Origin of the sequence: Ruicaihuangia caeni, assembly GCF_029952955.1 — a bacterium.
In the GTDB taxonomy this organism is placed as follows: Bacteria; Actinomycetota; Actinomycetes; order Actinomycetales; family Microbacteriaceae; genus Ruicaihuangia; species Ruicaihuangia caeni.
In genome coordinates, this window is sequence record NZ_JASATX010000001.1 from 555,219 (window position 1) to 568,266 (window position 13,048).

At 68.8% G+C, this 13,048-nt stretch carries 12 protein-coding genes; 7 read left to right on the forward strand and 5 right to left on the reverse strand.

Annotation, left to right across the window (positions count from 1 at the left end):
* Positions 1 to 44 precede the first annotated feature (44 nt).
* From QF206_RS02525 to QF206_RS02550, 6 genes are all read left to right on the forward strand, one after another.
* Positions 45 to 2,789 carry an ATP-binding protein gene (locus QF206_RS02525; RefSeq protein ID WP_281487621.1) on the forward strand — a complete coding sequence of 915 codons (2,745 nt, stop codon included), beginning with the start codon at positions 45 to 47 and terminating at the stop codon, positions 2,787 to 2,789.
* 172 nt (positions 2,790 to 2,961) lie between these two features.
* Entirely contained in the window at positions 2,962 to 3,471 is a 510-nt protein-coding gene (locus QF206_RS02530) for a DJ-1/PfpI family protein (protein ID WP_281487622.1), read from the forward strand.
* Positions 3,468 to 4,241 carry an ABC transporter ATP-binding protein gene (locus tag QF206_RS02535; protein ID WP_281487623.1) on the forward strand — a complete coding sequence of 258 codons (774 nt, stop codon included), beginning with the start codon at positions 3,468 to 3,470 and terminating at the stop codon, positions 4,239 to 4,241. Before QF206_RS02530 ends, QF206_RS02535 begins: the two co-directional genes overlap by 4 nt.
* The gene (locus QF206_RS02540) at positions 4,238 to 6,757 is read left to right on the forward strand and encodes an ABC transporter permease (RefSeq protein WP_281487624.1); all 2,520 of its coding nucleotides are present in this window, start codon (positions 4,238 to 4,240) and stop codon (positions 6,755 to 6,757) included. Before QF206_RS02535 ends, QF206_RS02540 begins: the two co-directional genes overlap by 4 nt.
* Positions 6,750 to 8,204 carry an MFS transporter gene (locus QF206_RS02545; RefSeq protein WP_281487625.1) on the forward strand — a complete coding sequence of 485 codons (1,455 nt, stop codon included), beginning with the start codon at positions 6,750 to 6,752 and terminating at the stop codon, positions 8,202 to 8,204. Before QF206_RS02540 ends, QF206_RS02545 begins: the two co-directional genes overlap by 8 nt.
* Before the next feature lie 34 nt (positions 8,205 to 8,238).
* Positions 8,239 to 8,796, forward strand: coding sequence for a GNAT family N-acetyltransferase (locus tag QF206_RS02550; RefSeq protein WP_281487626.1), 558 nt, complete (start codon positions 8,239 to 8,241; stop codon positions 8,794 to 8,796).
* On the opposite strand, the gene QF206_RS02555 is transcribed toward QF206_RS02550, so the two are convergent.
* Positions 8,793 to 9,563: a type 1 glutamine amidotransferase gene (locus QF206_RS02555; RefSeq protein ID WP_281487627.1), complete on the reverse strand. Its 771-nt coding sequence runs from the start codon at positions 9,561 to 9,563 to the stop codon at positions 8,793 to 8,795. The two genes, QF206_RS02550 and QF206_RS02555, sit on opposite strands and share 4 nt — an antisense overlap.
* Positions 9,564 to 9,674: 111 nt before the next feature.
* Between QF206_RS02555 and QF206_RS02560 the strand changes: the two genes are divergently transcribed.
* Positions 9,675 to 10,238 (forward strand): dihydrofolate reductase family protein, encoded by a 564-nt coding sequence (locus QF206_RS02560; protein WP_281487628.1) that lies wholly within the window; start codon positions 9,675 to 9,677, stop codon positions 10,236 to 10,238.
* Positions 10,239 to 10,290: 52 nt separating this feature from the next.
* On the opposite strand, the gene QF206_RS02565 is transcribed toward QF206_RS02560, so the two are convergent.
* The 4 genes from QF206_RS02565 to QF206_RS02580 form a co-directional block, all read right to left on the reverse strand.
* Positions 10,291 to 10,500: a DUF6186 family protein gene (locus QF206_RS02565; protein ID WP_281487629.1), complete on the reverse strand. Its 210-nt coding sequence runs from the start codon at positions 10,498 to 10,500 to the stop codon at positions 10,291 to 10,293.
* On the reverse strand, positions 10,493 to 11,104 hold the full coding sequence (locus QF206_RS02570; protein ID WP_281487630.1) for a hypothetical protein: 612 nt from the start codon (positions 11,102 to 11,104) through the stop codon (positions 10,493 to 10,495). The genes QF206_RS02565 and QF206_RS02570 overlap by 8 nt, the downstream gene beginning before the upstream one ends.
* Before the next feature lie 129 nt (positions 11,105 to 11,233).
* Positions 11,234 to 11,590 carry a cupin domain-containing protein gene (locus QF206_RS02575; RefSeq protein WP_281487631.1) on the reverse strand — a complete coding sequence of 119 codons (357 nt, stop codon included), beginning with the start codon at positions 11,588 to 11,590 and terminating at the stop codon, positions 11,234 to 11,236.
* Positions 11,587 to 13,035 (reverse strand): NAD(P)/FAD-dependent oxidoreductase, encoded by a 1,449-nt coding sequence (locus QF206_RS02580; protein ID WP_281487632.1) that lies wholly within the window; start codon positions 13,033 to 13,035, stop codon positions 11,587 to 11,589. Before QF206_RS02580 ends, QF206_RS02575 begins: the two co-directional genes overlap by 4 nt.
* Positions 13,036 to 13,048: the final 13 nt, after the last annotated feature.

Consider the following 13,048-nt stretch of genomic DNA (forward strand, 5'->3'; position numbering starts at 1 on the left):
ATCGGTTCTCGCCGCGATCGGCACGCGCTCGATAGGATCGGCGCGTGATCCTGGGGCGCGAGCGCGAGCGAAGGGCGCTTCTCGACGCGCTTGACGGGGCCCGCGAGTCGCGCGGAGGGGCGCTCGTGCTCCGGGGCGAGGCGGGCATCGGAAAGTCAGCGCTGCTGACCTCTCTGCTCGATGCTGACGCCGCCGGCATGCGTGTGCTCCGAACGCAGGGCATCGAGAGCGAGAGCCCGCTCGCATTCGCAGCGCTGCACCGCCTGCTGCTGCCGCTGCTGGATCGACTCGACAGGTTGCCTCCACCACAGGCGCGAGCCTTGTCGGCGCAGATGCTGGGCCACGGACCGGTGGTCGGAAGCGATGAGCGCGTGCTGGTGTTCCTGGGGGCGCTCACGCTCATCACTGACGCCGCTGAGGATGCGCCCCTGGTGTGCCTCGTGGACGACGCCCACTGGCTCGATGACGCTTCTGCGGCTGCGCTGCTGTTCATCGCGCGCCGCATCGATGTCTCTCCAGTGGCCATGGTGTTCGCGGCGCGCGACGGCGACGCTCGCCGGTTCGACGCGGCGGATCTGCCGAGCGTGCGCCTCGAAGGGCTCGAACCGGGCGCGGCGGAGGCTCTGCTTCAGCACAGCGCGGCGGGGTACGAGCTGGCACCTGCCGTTCGGCGTGACCTGATCGCCCGCACGGGCGGCAACCCTCTCGCACTGATGGAGATTCCGCGTGCGCTGACCGAGTCGCAGGTGGCGGGTCTCTCGCCGCTCTCTGGTCACCTGCCGCTCACCGACCACCTCGAGCGGGTGTTCCTCGACCGTGTGCGACGGCTGCCAGCCGGAGCGCAGACCCACCTGCTGATCGCCGCCATCGACGACACCGGAAGCGCCGCAGTCATCCGTCGCGCGTCTGAGCTGCTCGGCGTTGCTGAGGCGGAGGCAGACGCCGCTGAGCACACCGACTTGATCGCCGTGACCGGCTCGACGCTTGAGATGCGGCATCCCCTCGTTCGATCCGCGCTGCATTGGGGTGCTTCGCTCGGGGAGCGCCGGCGCGTTCACGCCGCACTCGCCAACGCCCTGGAACTGTACGGCGATCTCGATCGGGCGATCTGGCACCGCGCAGCTGCCGTCGATGGGCCCGAGGAGGAGACGGCCGAGCTGTTGGCACAGGCGGCCGAGCGGTTTCGGCTGCACGGGGGTCATGAGGCCGCATCGGCCGCGTTCGAGCGCGCCGCACAGCTCTCAGAGAACGGCGATCGGATGCAGCAGCGGCTCTTCGACGCAGCGAACTCGGCCTGGCTCGCCGGAGACCCGGAGCGCACGCGCGTGCTCGCGCAACGAGTGCGAGCAACAGCCACGAGTCGTGAGTTGCAGGCCGAAGCCGATCGACTCCGTGCCTTCGTCGAGATGAACTACGGCTCGGTTCGCCTGGCGCACGGCATCCTTGCTGGCGCGGCCGGCGAGGCCCTCGCGGCGAGCGACGCGGAGCGTGCGAGACGGTTCGGCATGATCGCGACGGCATTGGCGGCGTTCGGTGCGGAATCCGGGGCGACTATCGATGTGCGGGCCATTGCGGCTCTCGAACCGGGAACGACCGGGCGCTCGGCGTCGTGCTTCACCGCGTTGCTACTCGGCATGGACCATATGCTTCATGATCGCCTCGCCGACGGCGCTGCTGAACTGCGCCGTGCGCTCGAGCTCGGCGAGGGACTGCCGCACACCGACCTGCTGACGAACCTGGGCATTGCCGCGTTGACGCTCGGAGATGACGAGGCAGCTCTCCGCTGGCACGATCGTCAACTCGACGCTGCGCGCGCCAATTCGTCGGTGCAGGAGACGCTCCACGCGCTCACCCGGCGGGCACTGGTGCAGCTGCCCGCCGGGCGTTGGAGCGAGCTCCGCGCCGCCGGCGAAGAAGTGCTGGATCTCGCGCGAGCCGCGGGCCACGAGAATCAGCTCGCGCTCCCGCTCGCACAGCTGCTGGTCATCGACGCATACCGCGGCGCTCCTGGCGTCGCGGCACGTGCCGACGAGGTCGAGCAGCTCACTCGCTCCCATCCCTCCGGCGTGCTCGAAGCCATCACGCTCGACCTCACGAGGTGGGCGCGCGGCATCGAAGCGGCCCGCGACGATCCCCGGGAAGCGCTTCGTTGCTTCCAAGCGGTGCAGCACCGTGGAATCGCTCAGGCGGCGGCAATCGACCTCATCGAGGTCGCAGTCCGCAGTGGCGATGCCGATGCCGTGGCGAGGTCGACCGGGCAGATCGCCGGCTTCGCGGCGGCGACAGGCAACTCGTGGGCACACGCGATCGTCGAACATGCAAAGGCGCTCAGTGCGCAGACCGAGGAACGGGAGCGTTATTTTCGTTCAGCGCTGGAGCACCATGCCTCGTCGATGAGACCGTTGAGCCACGCGCGCACAAGGCTCGCGTATGGCGAGTATCTGCGTCGTGCTCGCCGCAGAGTCGACGCGCGCGAGCAGTTCCGCATCGCAGCGTCGATGTTCGACGAGCTGAAGGTGGCGCCTTGGGCCGACCGCGCCCGCGACGAACTCCGTGCGTCTGGTGAGACCATGCGACGCCACGCGACCGGAGCCGAACTTCCGTCGCTGACAGCGCAGGAACTGCAAGTCGCGCGCCACGTGCAGGAGGGGCTCTCGAATCGCGAGGTCGCTGCGCGCCTGTTCGTCAGCCCCCGGACGGTGGAGTTCCACTTGCGGAATATCTTCGCGAAGCTGGGCATCGCTTCACGCGCCGCGCTCGCCAACGTGCCGCTCGACCCTGCAGCCTGACAACACAGGGCCCCATCGGCACCGGCGGCTGCTTTCCACTGCGCCGAGATCGCAGGCAGCGTCGCAGGCCCTGAACGTCGCCTGACAGCTGGAGCGCCGAGCGGGCGATGCACCCAGGAACCTGGTGGTTTCACCGGTGCGGCCCGGTGACCCTGGCGAAAAGCATAGGGATATGCAGATCGCCATCCTTCTCTTCGACGGGTTCGCCTCGCTCGACGCAGTGTCGCTCCATGACACGCTCAGCCGGCTGCCCGAAGCCGAGGCCACGTTCATCGGCGAGACGGTCGGGCCAGTGCGAGACGAGTCGCGTCGCGTCGAACTGACCGCGGATGCGGCTCTCCACGAACTGCCTCGGCCGCACATCATCGCGCTCCCTGGCGGTGTCGGCGCCGCGCTGTTCCGCGAGAACGGAACGCTGCACCGGTGGCTCCGCAATGCTGCAGCGGATGCGGGGCTGTTCATGTCGGTGTCGCACGGCTCGTTGATCGCCGCATCAGCGGGGCTCTTATCGGGCCGAACGGTGGCGGCACCGCCCGTGCTCCGCGATGAACTCGCCGGCCTCGGCGTCGTGGCGGTCGACCAGGCGATCGCGATCGACGACCGCTTCGTGACGATGGCGGACGCCTCAGCCATCGCGCTCTTCACACCCACCACAGCCTTCGCGAAAGGACTCCTCCAATGAACCCGTCAACCGGACCGGCCGCGCCTGCCCCGATCATCGTCGCAGAGCGACTCGTCAAGACGTACGGAACGGGCGCCGCGGCCGTGCACGCCCTCGACCATGCCACTCTCTCAATCGCTGCGGGACGATTCACCGCGGTCATGGGCCCTTCCGGCTCCGGCAAGTCGACCATGATGCACGTGATGGCGGGGCTCGACTCGGTCGATTCGGGGACAGTGCGACTCGGCGGCGTCGAGCTGACGGAACTCAGCGAACGCGAGCGGACTGTGCTGCGCCGCCGCAAGGTCGGGTTCGTGTTCCAGAGCTTCAACCTCGTGCCCTCCCTCACCGCGGCTGAGAACATCGAGCTGCCGCTGCGGCTGGCCGGCAAGCGAGCCGACTCGGCGTGGGTGGACGAGCTCGTGACGACGCTCGGCATTCAGGAGCGTCTGTCGCATCGTCCCAACGAGCTCTCTGGCGGCCAGCAGCAGCGCGTCGCTGTGGCGCGAGCGTTGGCCTCGCGTCCAGAAGTCGTCTTCGCGGATGAGCCCACCGGTGCGTTGGACTCCCGCGCAGGTCGCGCCCTTCTGGCGTTCCTTCAGCGGGCGTCGCGCGAGTTCGGCCAGACGATCGTCATGGTCACTCATGATCCGGTCGCCGCCGGGTTCGCCGACCGGGTTGAGTTCCTCGCCGACGGCCAGGTCGTCGACGGGTTCGACCACCCGACCGCGCAGGCCGTGCTCGATCGCATGGCACGGTTCGATGCTGTCGCAGAGGAGGTGGCAGCATGATCCGGTTCACGCTCGCGCAACTCATCGCTCACCGCGTCAGGCTCGCTCTCACCGTCATCGCGGTGATCCTCGGCGTGGCCTTCGTAACCGGAAGCCTCGTGCTCAACGACACCGCGCAGCGGCTCTTCGACGAGCAGTTCCGCACGGCATCCGCCGGTGCAGACCTGACCGTTCGCACCGCCACTGCGTTCGACTCGGGCATGGGTGTCGAAGTCGAACGGGACCCGCTCCCTGCTCATGTGGTCGAACAGGTCGCGGCCATTGACGGCGTCGATGCAGCGATTGCCGTTGCGAAAGGCTCCGTGCGGCTCGAAGACCGCGAGGTCGATCTGGGTGCCGCGCAGCTCACCTCGTGGATTCCGCAACCGGTGGGTGCGTTTCCTCTCCGCGACGGCACCGCGCCGGTCGAGGCAGGCGAAGTCGCGCTCGATGTCGCGTCGGCCGGCACGCTCGGCCTTCGCATCGGCGATCGGCTGACGCTCGTCGCCGATCAGCGCATTGAGGTTCGCATCGTCGGCCTCGTGGGCTTCGGCGATGCCGAAGGCCCTCCGGTGGGAACTGCCGTGATCGCTTCTCTCGGTACCGCGCAAGAGGCGCTGGGGCTGGGCGCGGCGGTATCAGAGCTGATGATCACCACCGATCTCGCTGTGAACGAGCTTCAACCGGTGCTCGGCGAGGTCCTCGGCGCTTCGTACCAGGTCGCCACTGCTCAGGACCTCGCGACCGCGGGCGCCGAAGCCGCCGCCTCGAATCTCGAGATGCTCCAGATCGTGCTCGTCGCGATGTCGGTCGCGGCGCTGCTGATGGGGTCGTTCCTCATCGGCAACACCTTCGCCATCGTCGTGTCGCAACGCACCCGCGAGCTCGCCATGGTTCGAGCGACCGGAGCCACCGGCGCGCAGATCCTCCGTTCTGTGCTCGGCGAGGCCCTCGTCGTCGGCATGGCAGCCTCCGGAATCGGCACGATGGTCGGCATCGGCGGGGCGATCGGGCTGCGGGCCTTGGCTCGCGGCGCGGGAGTGACCATCCCAGATGGCGACCTCGTCGTGGAACCGCGCACCGTGCTGGTGGCCGTCTGCGTGGGAGTGATCGTCACGCTGGCCGCCGCGATCGGCCCGGCTCGCCGGGCAGCAGCGATCTCGCCGGTCGCCGCAATGCGTCAGAGCGCAGCGGAGGCGAGGCTTGTGTCGCGCGCGCGGACGACAGTCGGAGCAGCTCTCCTCACAGTCGGTGCGGTGCTCGCGGCGATGCCATCCTTCGGCGCCGACATGCCCATGCTCGCTGTCGGTCTCGGCATCGCGCTCGCCGGCGTGATTCTCATAGCTCCGGTGGTGATCCGCCCGATGGTCCGTGCGATCGGTGCCCCGCTGTCACGCATGGGAGTGGCTGTGCGGCTGGCGCAGGAGTCTGCAGAGCGCGCCCCGCGGCGCACCTCGGCAACCGTGATGGCGCTCGCGCTCGGCCTTGCGCTCATGAGCTTCGCCGCGATCGTCGGCGCTTCGGTCAAGACGGCAACCGGTGAGCAGTACCGCGAGGTGATCCAAGCGGATGTCGTGGTCGAGAGTGCCGGTCAGGAGATGCTCGGGGGCGTGCACGCCGCCGTCTTCGACGAGGTGCTCGGAGTCGATGAGGTCGGTGCAGCGACCCGGCTCAAGTACGGCCACTGGCGCGACGCCGGCATGATGAGCGCGCTGAGCGCCGTCGACCCAGACGCCATCGAAGAAGTGGCCGTGATCCGAATGATCGACGGCGAGATCGCGGATCTCGCGACGCCCGGGGGTGTGGTGATCGCACAGCGCGTCGCGGAGGAGCGTGACCTCGGTGTCGGCGACGAGCTCACCATGACGTTCGCCCGCACCGGAGAAAAGGCGTTGCCGGTGGTAGGTGTCGTCGCTGACACCACTGCGCGCGCGCTGCAGACCGACTTCCTGGTCTCGCTCGACACGTACGCGCAGCATTTCACGGAAGATATGGATGCCAGTGTGTTCGTTGTGGGAGCCGCCGGCGTCAGCGCCGACCGGCTGGCCGCCGCGCTCGAACGCGAACTCGTTGACCACCCCACCGTGCAAGTGCGAGACCAGGCCGCGGTGATCGCGGGGCGCACGCAGATCATCGATCAGCTCTTCGGCCTCGTCACCGTTCTGCTCGCGTTCGCACTGCTCATCGCCGTACTGGGCATCGCCAACACGCTCGCCCTGTCGATCGTCGAGCGCACACGCGAGATCGGCCTGCTTCGCGCCCTCGGCATGTCCCGGGCGCACGTGGGAGCGATGGTCCAATCAGAGGCCGTGTTCGTCGCTGCGACCGCAGTGGTGATCGGAACAGTCCTCGGCGCTGCGGCAGCGTTCGCGGCCGTCGGTGCGCTCGGCACCATCGCGCCGCTGCCACTCGTGGTACCGCTGGATCAACTGGCGTGGCTAGGCGCCGCTGTCGCCTTCGCCGGTCTGCTCGCCGCCTTCGCACCGGCGCGGCGCGCGGCCGCGCTGCCCGCATTGGAGGCGATCTCGCATGACTGAGTCGCGCACAACCGGTCTCCTCCTCTCAGTGGTCGCCGCGCAGTTCCTCGTGATGCTCGACTCATCGATCCTCAACGTCGCGCTGCCATCCCTCACAAGCGACCTTGGCCTCGACAGTGTCGGTGCCGCCTGGGTGTTGAACTCCTACTTCCTCACCTTTGGCGGCCTGCTGCTGGTCGCCGGACGGGCAGCGGATGTCTTCGGCCGCCGGCGAATGTTCATGATCGGTGCGGCGGCGCTGCTCGCCGGATCCCTGCTCGGCGTCGTCGCCGGCGCCGAAGGAGTGCTCCTCGCCGCTCGGCTGATACAGGGGGCCGGTGCGGCGCTCCTCAGCCCAGCTGCCATGGCGATCATCCTCGCCCGCTTCGACGGACGAGCGCGAGCCGGGGCGATGAGCGCGTGGGGCGCGGCATCCACCGCCGGCGGTGCCGTGGGCGTCACGGCAGGTGGGCTCGTCACGGGTGCGCTCGGGTGGCAGTCGGTCTTCGTGCTCACCGCGGGGGTCGCGGCGCTAGTGACATTCGCCGCCTGGAAGACACTTCCTCCAGACGAGGACCGCGCCCGCCGTTCGTTCGATGTGATGGGCGCGCTCGCGCTCACCGGCGCCGCCATCGGCGTCGTGTTCGCCGTGCTCTCGGTACCCCGCTACGGCTGGGTCTCCGTCCAAACCCTTGGCGGTTCGGTGGCAGCGGGCGTTTGCTTCGCCGTCTTCGTCACGGCTGAACGCCGAGCAGCCGACCCCGTGCTGCCGCTCACGCTGCTGCGCGATGCCCGCGTGGCGGGCGGGATTGCCGCGAACGCATTCGGCGGTGCAGCGAGGATCGGATGCTTCGTGCTCGTCGCCATGGTGCTCCAACAGGTGATGCGCCTCGAACCGGAGTCGGCGGGCCTCGCCATGCTGCCGACGTCGATCGCAGGGTTCGCTGTGAGCGCCCTCGTGCTGCCGCGACTGCTCGCAGCCTTCGGGCCCGAGCGGGTCACCATCGCCGGACTCGCATCGGTCTGCGTGGCCCACATCATGCTCTCGAACGTGTCGCCAGAGACGCCGTACTGGCAGCATGTGCTGCCGGCACTGCTGCTCGCCGCCTTCGGCGTGGCCGCCAGCTTCACCCCGACCACGCTGGTGATCGCCCAGGGAATCGCGGCGCGCAACGCCGGTGTCGGCTCGGGCCTCGCCTCGTCGAGCGCGCAAGTGGGCGGCGCTGTGGGCTTGGCCGTCTTCGGAGCGATCGACACCTCCGCGCGCGCAGCGGCCCTCGAAGCCGGCGAGAGCGCGCTCACGGCCTCTCAGGCGGGGCTCTCGGCAGCGCACCTGGCCGCCGCGATAGCCGCTGCGCTTGCAGTGCTCGTCGCCCTCGGTACGTTCCCCGGACTGCGTCGCAACGGCAGCCCGCGGCGTACGTTCGCAGCACCTGCGGATCGCCCGCTGCGGCAGCTGGTGAGGTGAGGTGTTCACCTGTAGACGAGCTGAGGCGAGCGACGTGCCTGCGCTTGCAGAGGTGCTCGCGAGTGCGTTCACCGGATACGCCTGGACCGACTGGACGGTGCCGGGACGCCATCGGGAAGAACGACTGCGAGAACTGCAAGCGCTCTATCTCACGGAGGCATTGACCCATGGAGAGGTCTGGACGACGAGCGATCGAGACGCGGTGGCGGCATTGGTGCCGGGGGAGATGCCGCCACCCGCGCCGTCAGTGGTCGACCGCATCCGCCGACTCCACGGCGCGGGGACGCCGCTGGCTCTCCGGCACGAGGCGCGCGCTCGGAGCCTCCGGCCGGCACATGATCGCGTGCTCGCGACCATAGCGGTGCATCCCCGAGTGCAGCGGTCCGGAAAAGGATCGGCCGTGCTCCAAGCGGGTCTGGACGAGCTCGACAAGGCGCGACAGAGCTGCCTGCTCGAGACCTCCGCTGAATCGAACCTCGAGTTCTACAGGGCGTTCGGCTTTCGCACGGTGGCGGAACTGGAATATGAGTCGAGCGCCCCGCGGGTGTGGATCATGCTGCGCAGATCTGGCGGAGCGACTCGCGCGGGTTAGCGTGCGGGAGCACCGGCTTCTGCCGCATCTTCGGCAGGCTTCGAGGCCCGCTCGCGTGCGCCGGCGACCAAAGCGATCCAGCGGTCTGCGATCCGTGACCACGTGTCGCGCAGCCCGCGTTCCTGCTCCCGCACGGGCGCGATGACCTGTTCGGCGGTGAGCCCGAGCGAGCGGAGCTCATGGTCGCCCTCGGACGCCCAGGTCTCGGCGGTCGCTGTGAGTGCTTCGAGGTGGAACTGCAGGCCCCACGCCGCGGGGCCGACGCGGAACGCCTGGTTCTCGCATTGCGAGCTGAACGCGAGCGATCGGCTGCCGGGCGGAAGGGTCCGCACCTCGAGGAAATGCCACTGCAGGGCCCGCGCGTTCGAGGGCACGTGGGCGAGCAGAGGGTCGTCGGCTGCAGCATCCGTCTTCATGATCGTCGTCACGCCGATCTCCGCGCCCTTGCGCGCAGGGCCGACCGTGCCGCCGGCGACCACGGCGAGCAGTTGTGCTCCAAGGCAGATGCCCAGATATGGCACTTCCCGCGCCAGGCAGTCCGCGATGAGAGCACGCACCGGTGGCAGCCACGGCGCTTCCTCGTCGTCAGTCGGTCCCGGGGTGCCGCCGAGCACGACCACGGCGTCGTATCCCACCGCCGACTCGGGAATGGGGATGCCGGTGTCGGGGCCGACGATCACCGCCTCGCCGCGGGCCGCCGCGATCCGCTCTCCCACCAGGCCGACGCCTGCATTGGCCTCGTGCTCGACTACCAGTACTCGCGTCATTGAGAGACTCCGGTTTCCCACGCGGTGCCCGCGCACCGCACGTTACAGCGCCCATGGCGTGTCGCGACCAGGATAGTGATCAGAGCGCCGGCGCGCCCGTAGTGTCGGCGCATGGGACGCATCGTGTTCGACACCGCGACGAGCCTGAACGGGTGGATAGCCGACGAGCAGCATTCATTGGAATGGCTGTTCGCCGTCGAGAACGGGGAGACCCCGGATGAGGGTCTGTACCCGGCTGACGCGCGCGTCCTAGTGGAGGGCGCGTCGACGTACGAGTGGCTGCTGCGCGAACAGCGGCTGCTCGAGCACCCCGAGAAGTGGGCGGAGTTCCACAGTGTGAAGCCGGTATTCGTGTTCACTACCCGTAGGTTGCCGGTGCCTGCGGGCGCCGATGTTCGCTTCGTCTCGGGGCCGGTCATCGACGCGCTGCCCGCCATCCGTGAGGCAGCATCAGGCGGCGACATCTGGGTGGTCGGCGGCGGAGACCTCGCTGGGCAATTCCTCGATGCCGGCGCGCTCGATGAACTCGCCCTCTCGGTGGCACCCGTAGCACTGACCGGTGGTGCTCCGCTGCTGCCGCGTCGGATCGAATCCGATCGGTTGCGACTGGTATCGGCATCCGCTGTCGGTCAGTTCGCGCGTTTGGTGTACGAGGTCCGGCCGAGCGCAGGCTGAGGCTGCGGGGGCACTGCCGACGAATCGCTCGTGACACCTGCTCGTTGACAGTTCAACCGGCGAGGGTATCGGCGACAAGGAAGTGCCAGCCCAGCCACCACCAGAACAAGAGGATCGTGACCCGTGGAGCGCGATCGTGCATGAGCGTGTCGAAGAACTGCGCAGCGGGCATGAGGGCTGAACGCTCACGTTGGCCATCGAGCATGAGCGCGACGGCCGCGATCAAGCAGGCCAGGTAGACGAACTCGGTGACGCTACGCACGCTCGGACCCGCGGCGGAAGAGCACGACCCCGAATGCGAGCCAGACTACCACGAACACCGCTCGGTTCCGCCAGGAATCGAGTGGCCCGTCGAGCAGCTCGGAGATCGATGGAGCTGTCGCTGCTGCGAGCGGGTCGATGCGGCCGATGACCCACGAACTCAGCTCCACGAGCGAGATGACCACGAGGACTCCGGCCCACGCCCAGCTGGTGCGCCGGCGCTTGCTGGCTGTCGTGCTGCTCGGTGAGCGCTGCCCGATGATCGTGTTCCGCTGCCGTGTGCTGCAGTCAGAGGCGGCTCGCGATCTCGGCCGAGTTCCTGCCCACGCGAACGGCAACACCCCAATCCCCACGAGAATGACGATCAGCCCCATCTGCACCGTGTGACGCGGGGCGAGTATCAGCCCGATGGCGCACGGAACCGCGGCGAGCGCAATCACGCGGGCGGACGGGCGGGGCAGACGGCCGGTGACAGGCATCCGTCCCGTTGCATCGAGCAGCAGGGCGACTCCGGCGAGGGTGAAGAGCACGCTGTCGACGATCGCGCCCCGCAGGAACTGCACGGTAGCCGTTGTCGCGCACACACCGACCCAGAGCGAAGCCAACAGCAAGCGCCTCGCCGCGCCCCCTCCTGCCGGCTCACCGCCCATGCGCCCGCTCGCTTCCGCTCAGCACATCGCGCGCGTCGTTCGCGACCTGCTGAGAACATCTGGGTGGGCCGGGCTGCACGGGCATCAGGGGGCGATGTAGACCTTGCGGAGGGTCTCTCGCACCGTCCAGATGGTGCGCATCCCGGCGCGAAGCCGCACCAAGGAGCCTGCGCGAAGCTCGATCGCGGGCTGATGGGGGTCATCGAACTCGACGGTCGCCTCGCCACTGAGCACGACGAACACCTCGCTGCTCTCCACGTCGCGCGCCGTGCCGGGGGTCATCTCCCAGACCCCGATGCACCGCAGTTCGGTCGCGTCCAGGTCGACGTGGCCCGCGCGCGGTGAGCCCTCCACGACGTCCGCAGCGGACACTGGCTCGAGGTCCAGCGGCATCCTCAAGGAGTCGCAGGCTGCGCCCGCATGCAGGCGAGGGGCGCTCATGAGTCGAACCCCAGGCCGACCGCGTCGAGCATGGAGAGGAGGGGGCCTCGTCGGCCGCGCCGGTGGTCGGCGCGGTCCATCGCGCGGCGGGTGGCGTTGATGCCGATCGAGGCGGCCGGTTCAGGAGGGAACGGCAATGGGCGCTCGCGCACCATCCGCAATCGGGTGCGTTCGGTGTCTGCACCCTCGAGCAGGTCGAGCATCACCTCGCCGGCGAACCGGGTGGCGGCGACGCCGAGCCCGGTGAATCCGGTCGCGTACGCGATGCGGTCGCCGCGAGCGGTGCCGAAGAACGCGCAGAACCGCGTGCAGGTGTCGATCGCGCCCGCCCACTGATGGGTGAATCGCAGCCCCTCGAGTTGCGGGAACGTGGTGAAGAAGTGGCTCGCGAGCCTTTCGAAGCTCGCCGCGCGGCGCTCGTACTTCGACCGCACCCGACCGCCGTAGTGATAGATAGCGTCGTACCCGCCGAAGAGGATGCGGTTTTCTCGGGTCAATCGGTAGTAGTGGAACTGGTTCGCGAGGTCTGCGATGCCTTGACGCTCCGACCAGCCGACATCGGCGAGCTGCGCCTGGCTCAGCGGCTCAGACATGAGCACGTAGTCGTACACCGGCACCGTCATCAGCCGATTGCGCTTCAGCAGCGAGGGGAATGCGTTGGTGGCGAGCACGACCTTCTCGGCGATGATCCGGCCGTTGCCGCTCTCGAGCAGCACTGGAGCGCCCCCGTCGCTCGTCTCGAGCCTGCGCACGGGCGAGCGCTCGAATACCTCGACGCCCGCCTCTTCGACCGCCCGGGCCAGCTCGCTGGCTAGCTTTCCCGGATGCACGAGCGCGGCGCTGTGCGTATCCCAGGTCGCGGCCAGGTAGGTGGGCGACGCGACCTGGGCCTGGGCCGCATCCTGGTCAAGGAACCGGATCGTATGGTCGCCTCGGCGAGCGGCGCTCTGGAACTCGTCGCGCAGCCACTCGACCTGATGCGGTTCGGTCGCCACAGACAGCACACCCGTGCGTTCGAACTCGACGTCGAGCCCGAGAGCGACGACGTCGGTCTCGATGGCATCGAGATTCGCCAGCCCCAAGCGCTCGAGCTCGTCGAGCTCCTCCGGCCAGCGTCGTTCCCCGTTGGCTCGGCCGTGAGTGAGGCTTGCTTCGCAGAACCCGCCGTTCCGGCCCGAGGCGGCCCAGCCGACCATCCCGGCCTCGACGAGCACGACCTTCAGCGCGGGGTCGCGTCGCTTCGCGAGCAACGCCGTCCAGAGACCGGTGTAGCCGCCGCCGACGATTGCGAGGTCGGCTCGGCGCACTCCGCTCAGAGCCTGGCGAGTCGCCTGTCCCTCTTGCCCGATGTCGTCGAGCCAGAAGACGGATTGCCGGGTGCCTTCGAGCGAATGCTCGATGACGGATGCCGATGGTCGGCGTCGTTCGAAGACCGTGGTCTCCATTGCTATCACTCCA

What these genes read in the sequence shown, in the direction of transcription:
- QF206_RS02540 (WP_281487624.1), top strand. Translation starts at nt 4,238, where the DNA reads ATGATCCGGTTCACGCTCGCGCAACTCATCGCTCACCGCGTCAGGCTC.
- QF206_RS02580 (WP_281487632.1), bottom strand. Translation starts at nt 13,035, where the DNA reads ATGGAGACCACGGTCTTCGAACGACGCCGACCATCGGCATCCGTCATC.
- QF206_RS02555 (WP_281487627.1), bottom strand. Translation starts at nt 9,563, where the DNA reads ATGACGCGAGTACTGGTAGTCGAGCACGAGGCCAATGCAGGCGTCGGC.
- QF206_RS02575 (WP_281487631.1), bottom strand. Translation starts at nt 11,590, where the DNA reads ATGAGCGCCCCTCGCCTGCATGCGGGCGCAGCCTGCGACTCCTTGAGG.
- QF206_RS02560 (WP_281487628.1), top strand. Translation starts at nt 9,675, where the DNA reads ATGGGACGCATCGTGTTCGACACCGCGACGAGCCTGAACGGGTGGATA.
- QF206_RS02530 (WP_281487622.1), top strand. Translation starts at nt 2,962, where the DNA reads ATGCAGATCGCCATCCTTCTCTTCGACGGGTTCGCCTCGCTCGACGCA.
- QF206_RS02545 (WP_281487625.1), top strand. Translation starts at nt 6,750, where the DNA reads ATGACTGAGTCGCGCACAACCGGTCTCCTCCTCTCAGTGGTCGCCGCG.
- QF206_RS02535 (WP_281487623.1), top strand. Translation starts at nt 3,468, where the DNA reads ATGAACCCGTCAACCGGACCGGCCGCGCCTGCCCCGATCATCGTCGCA.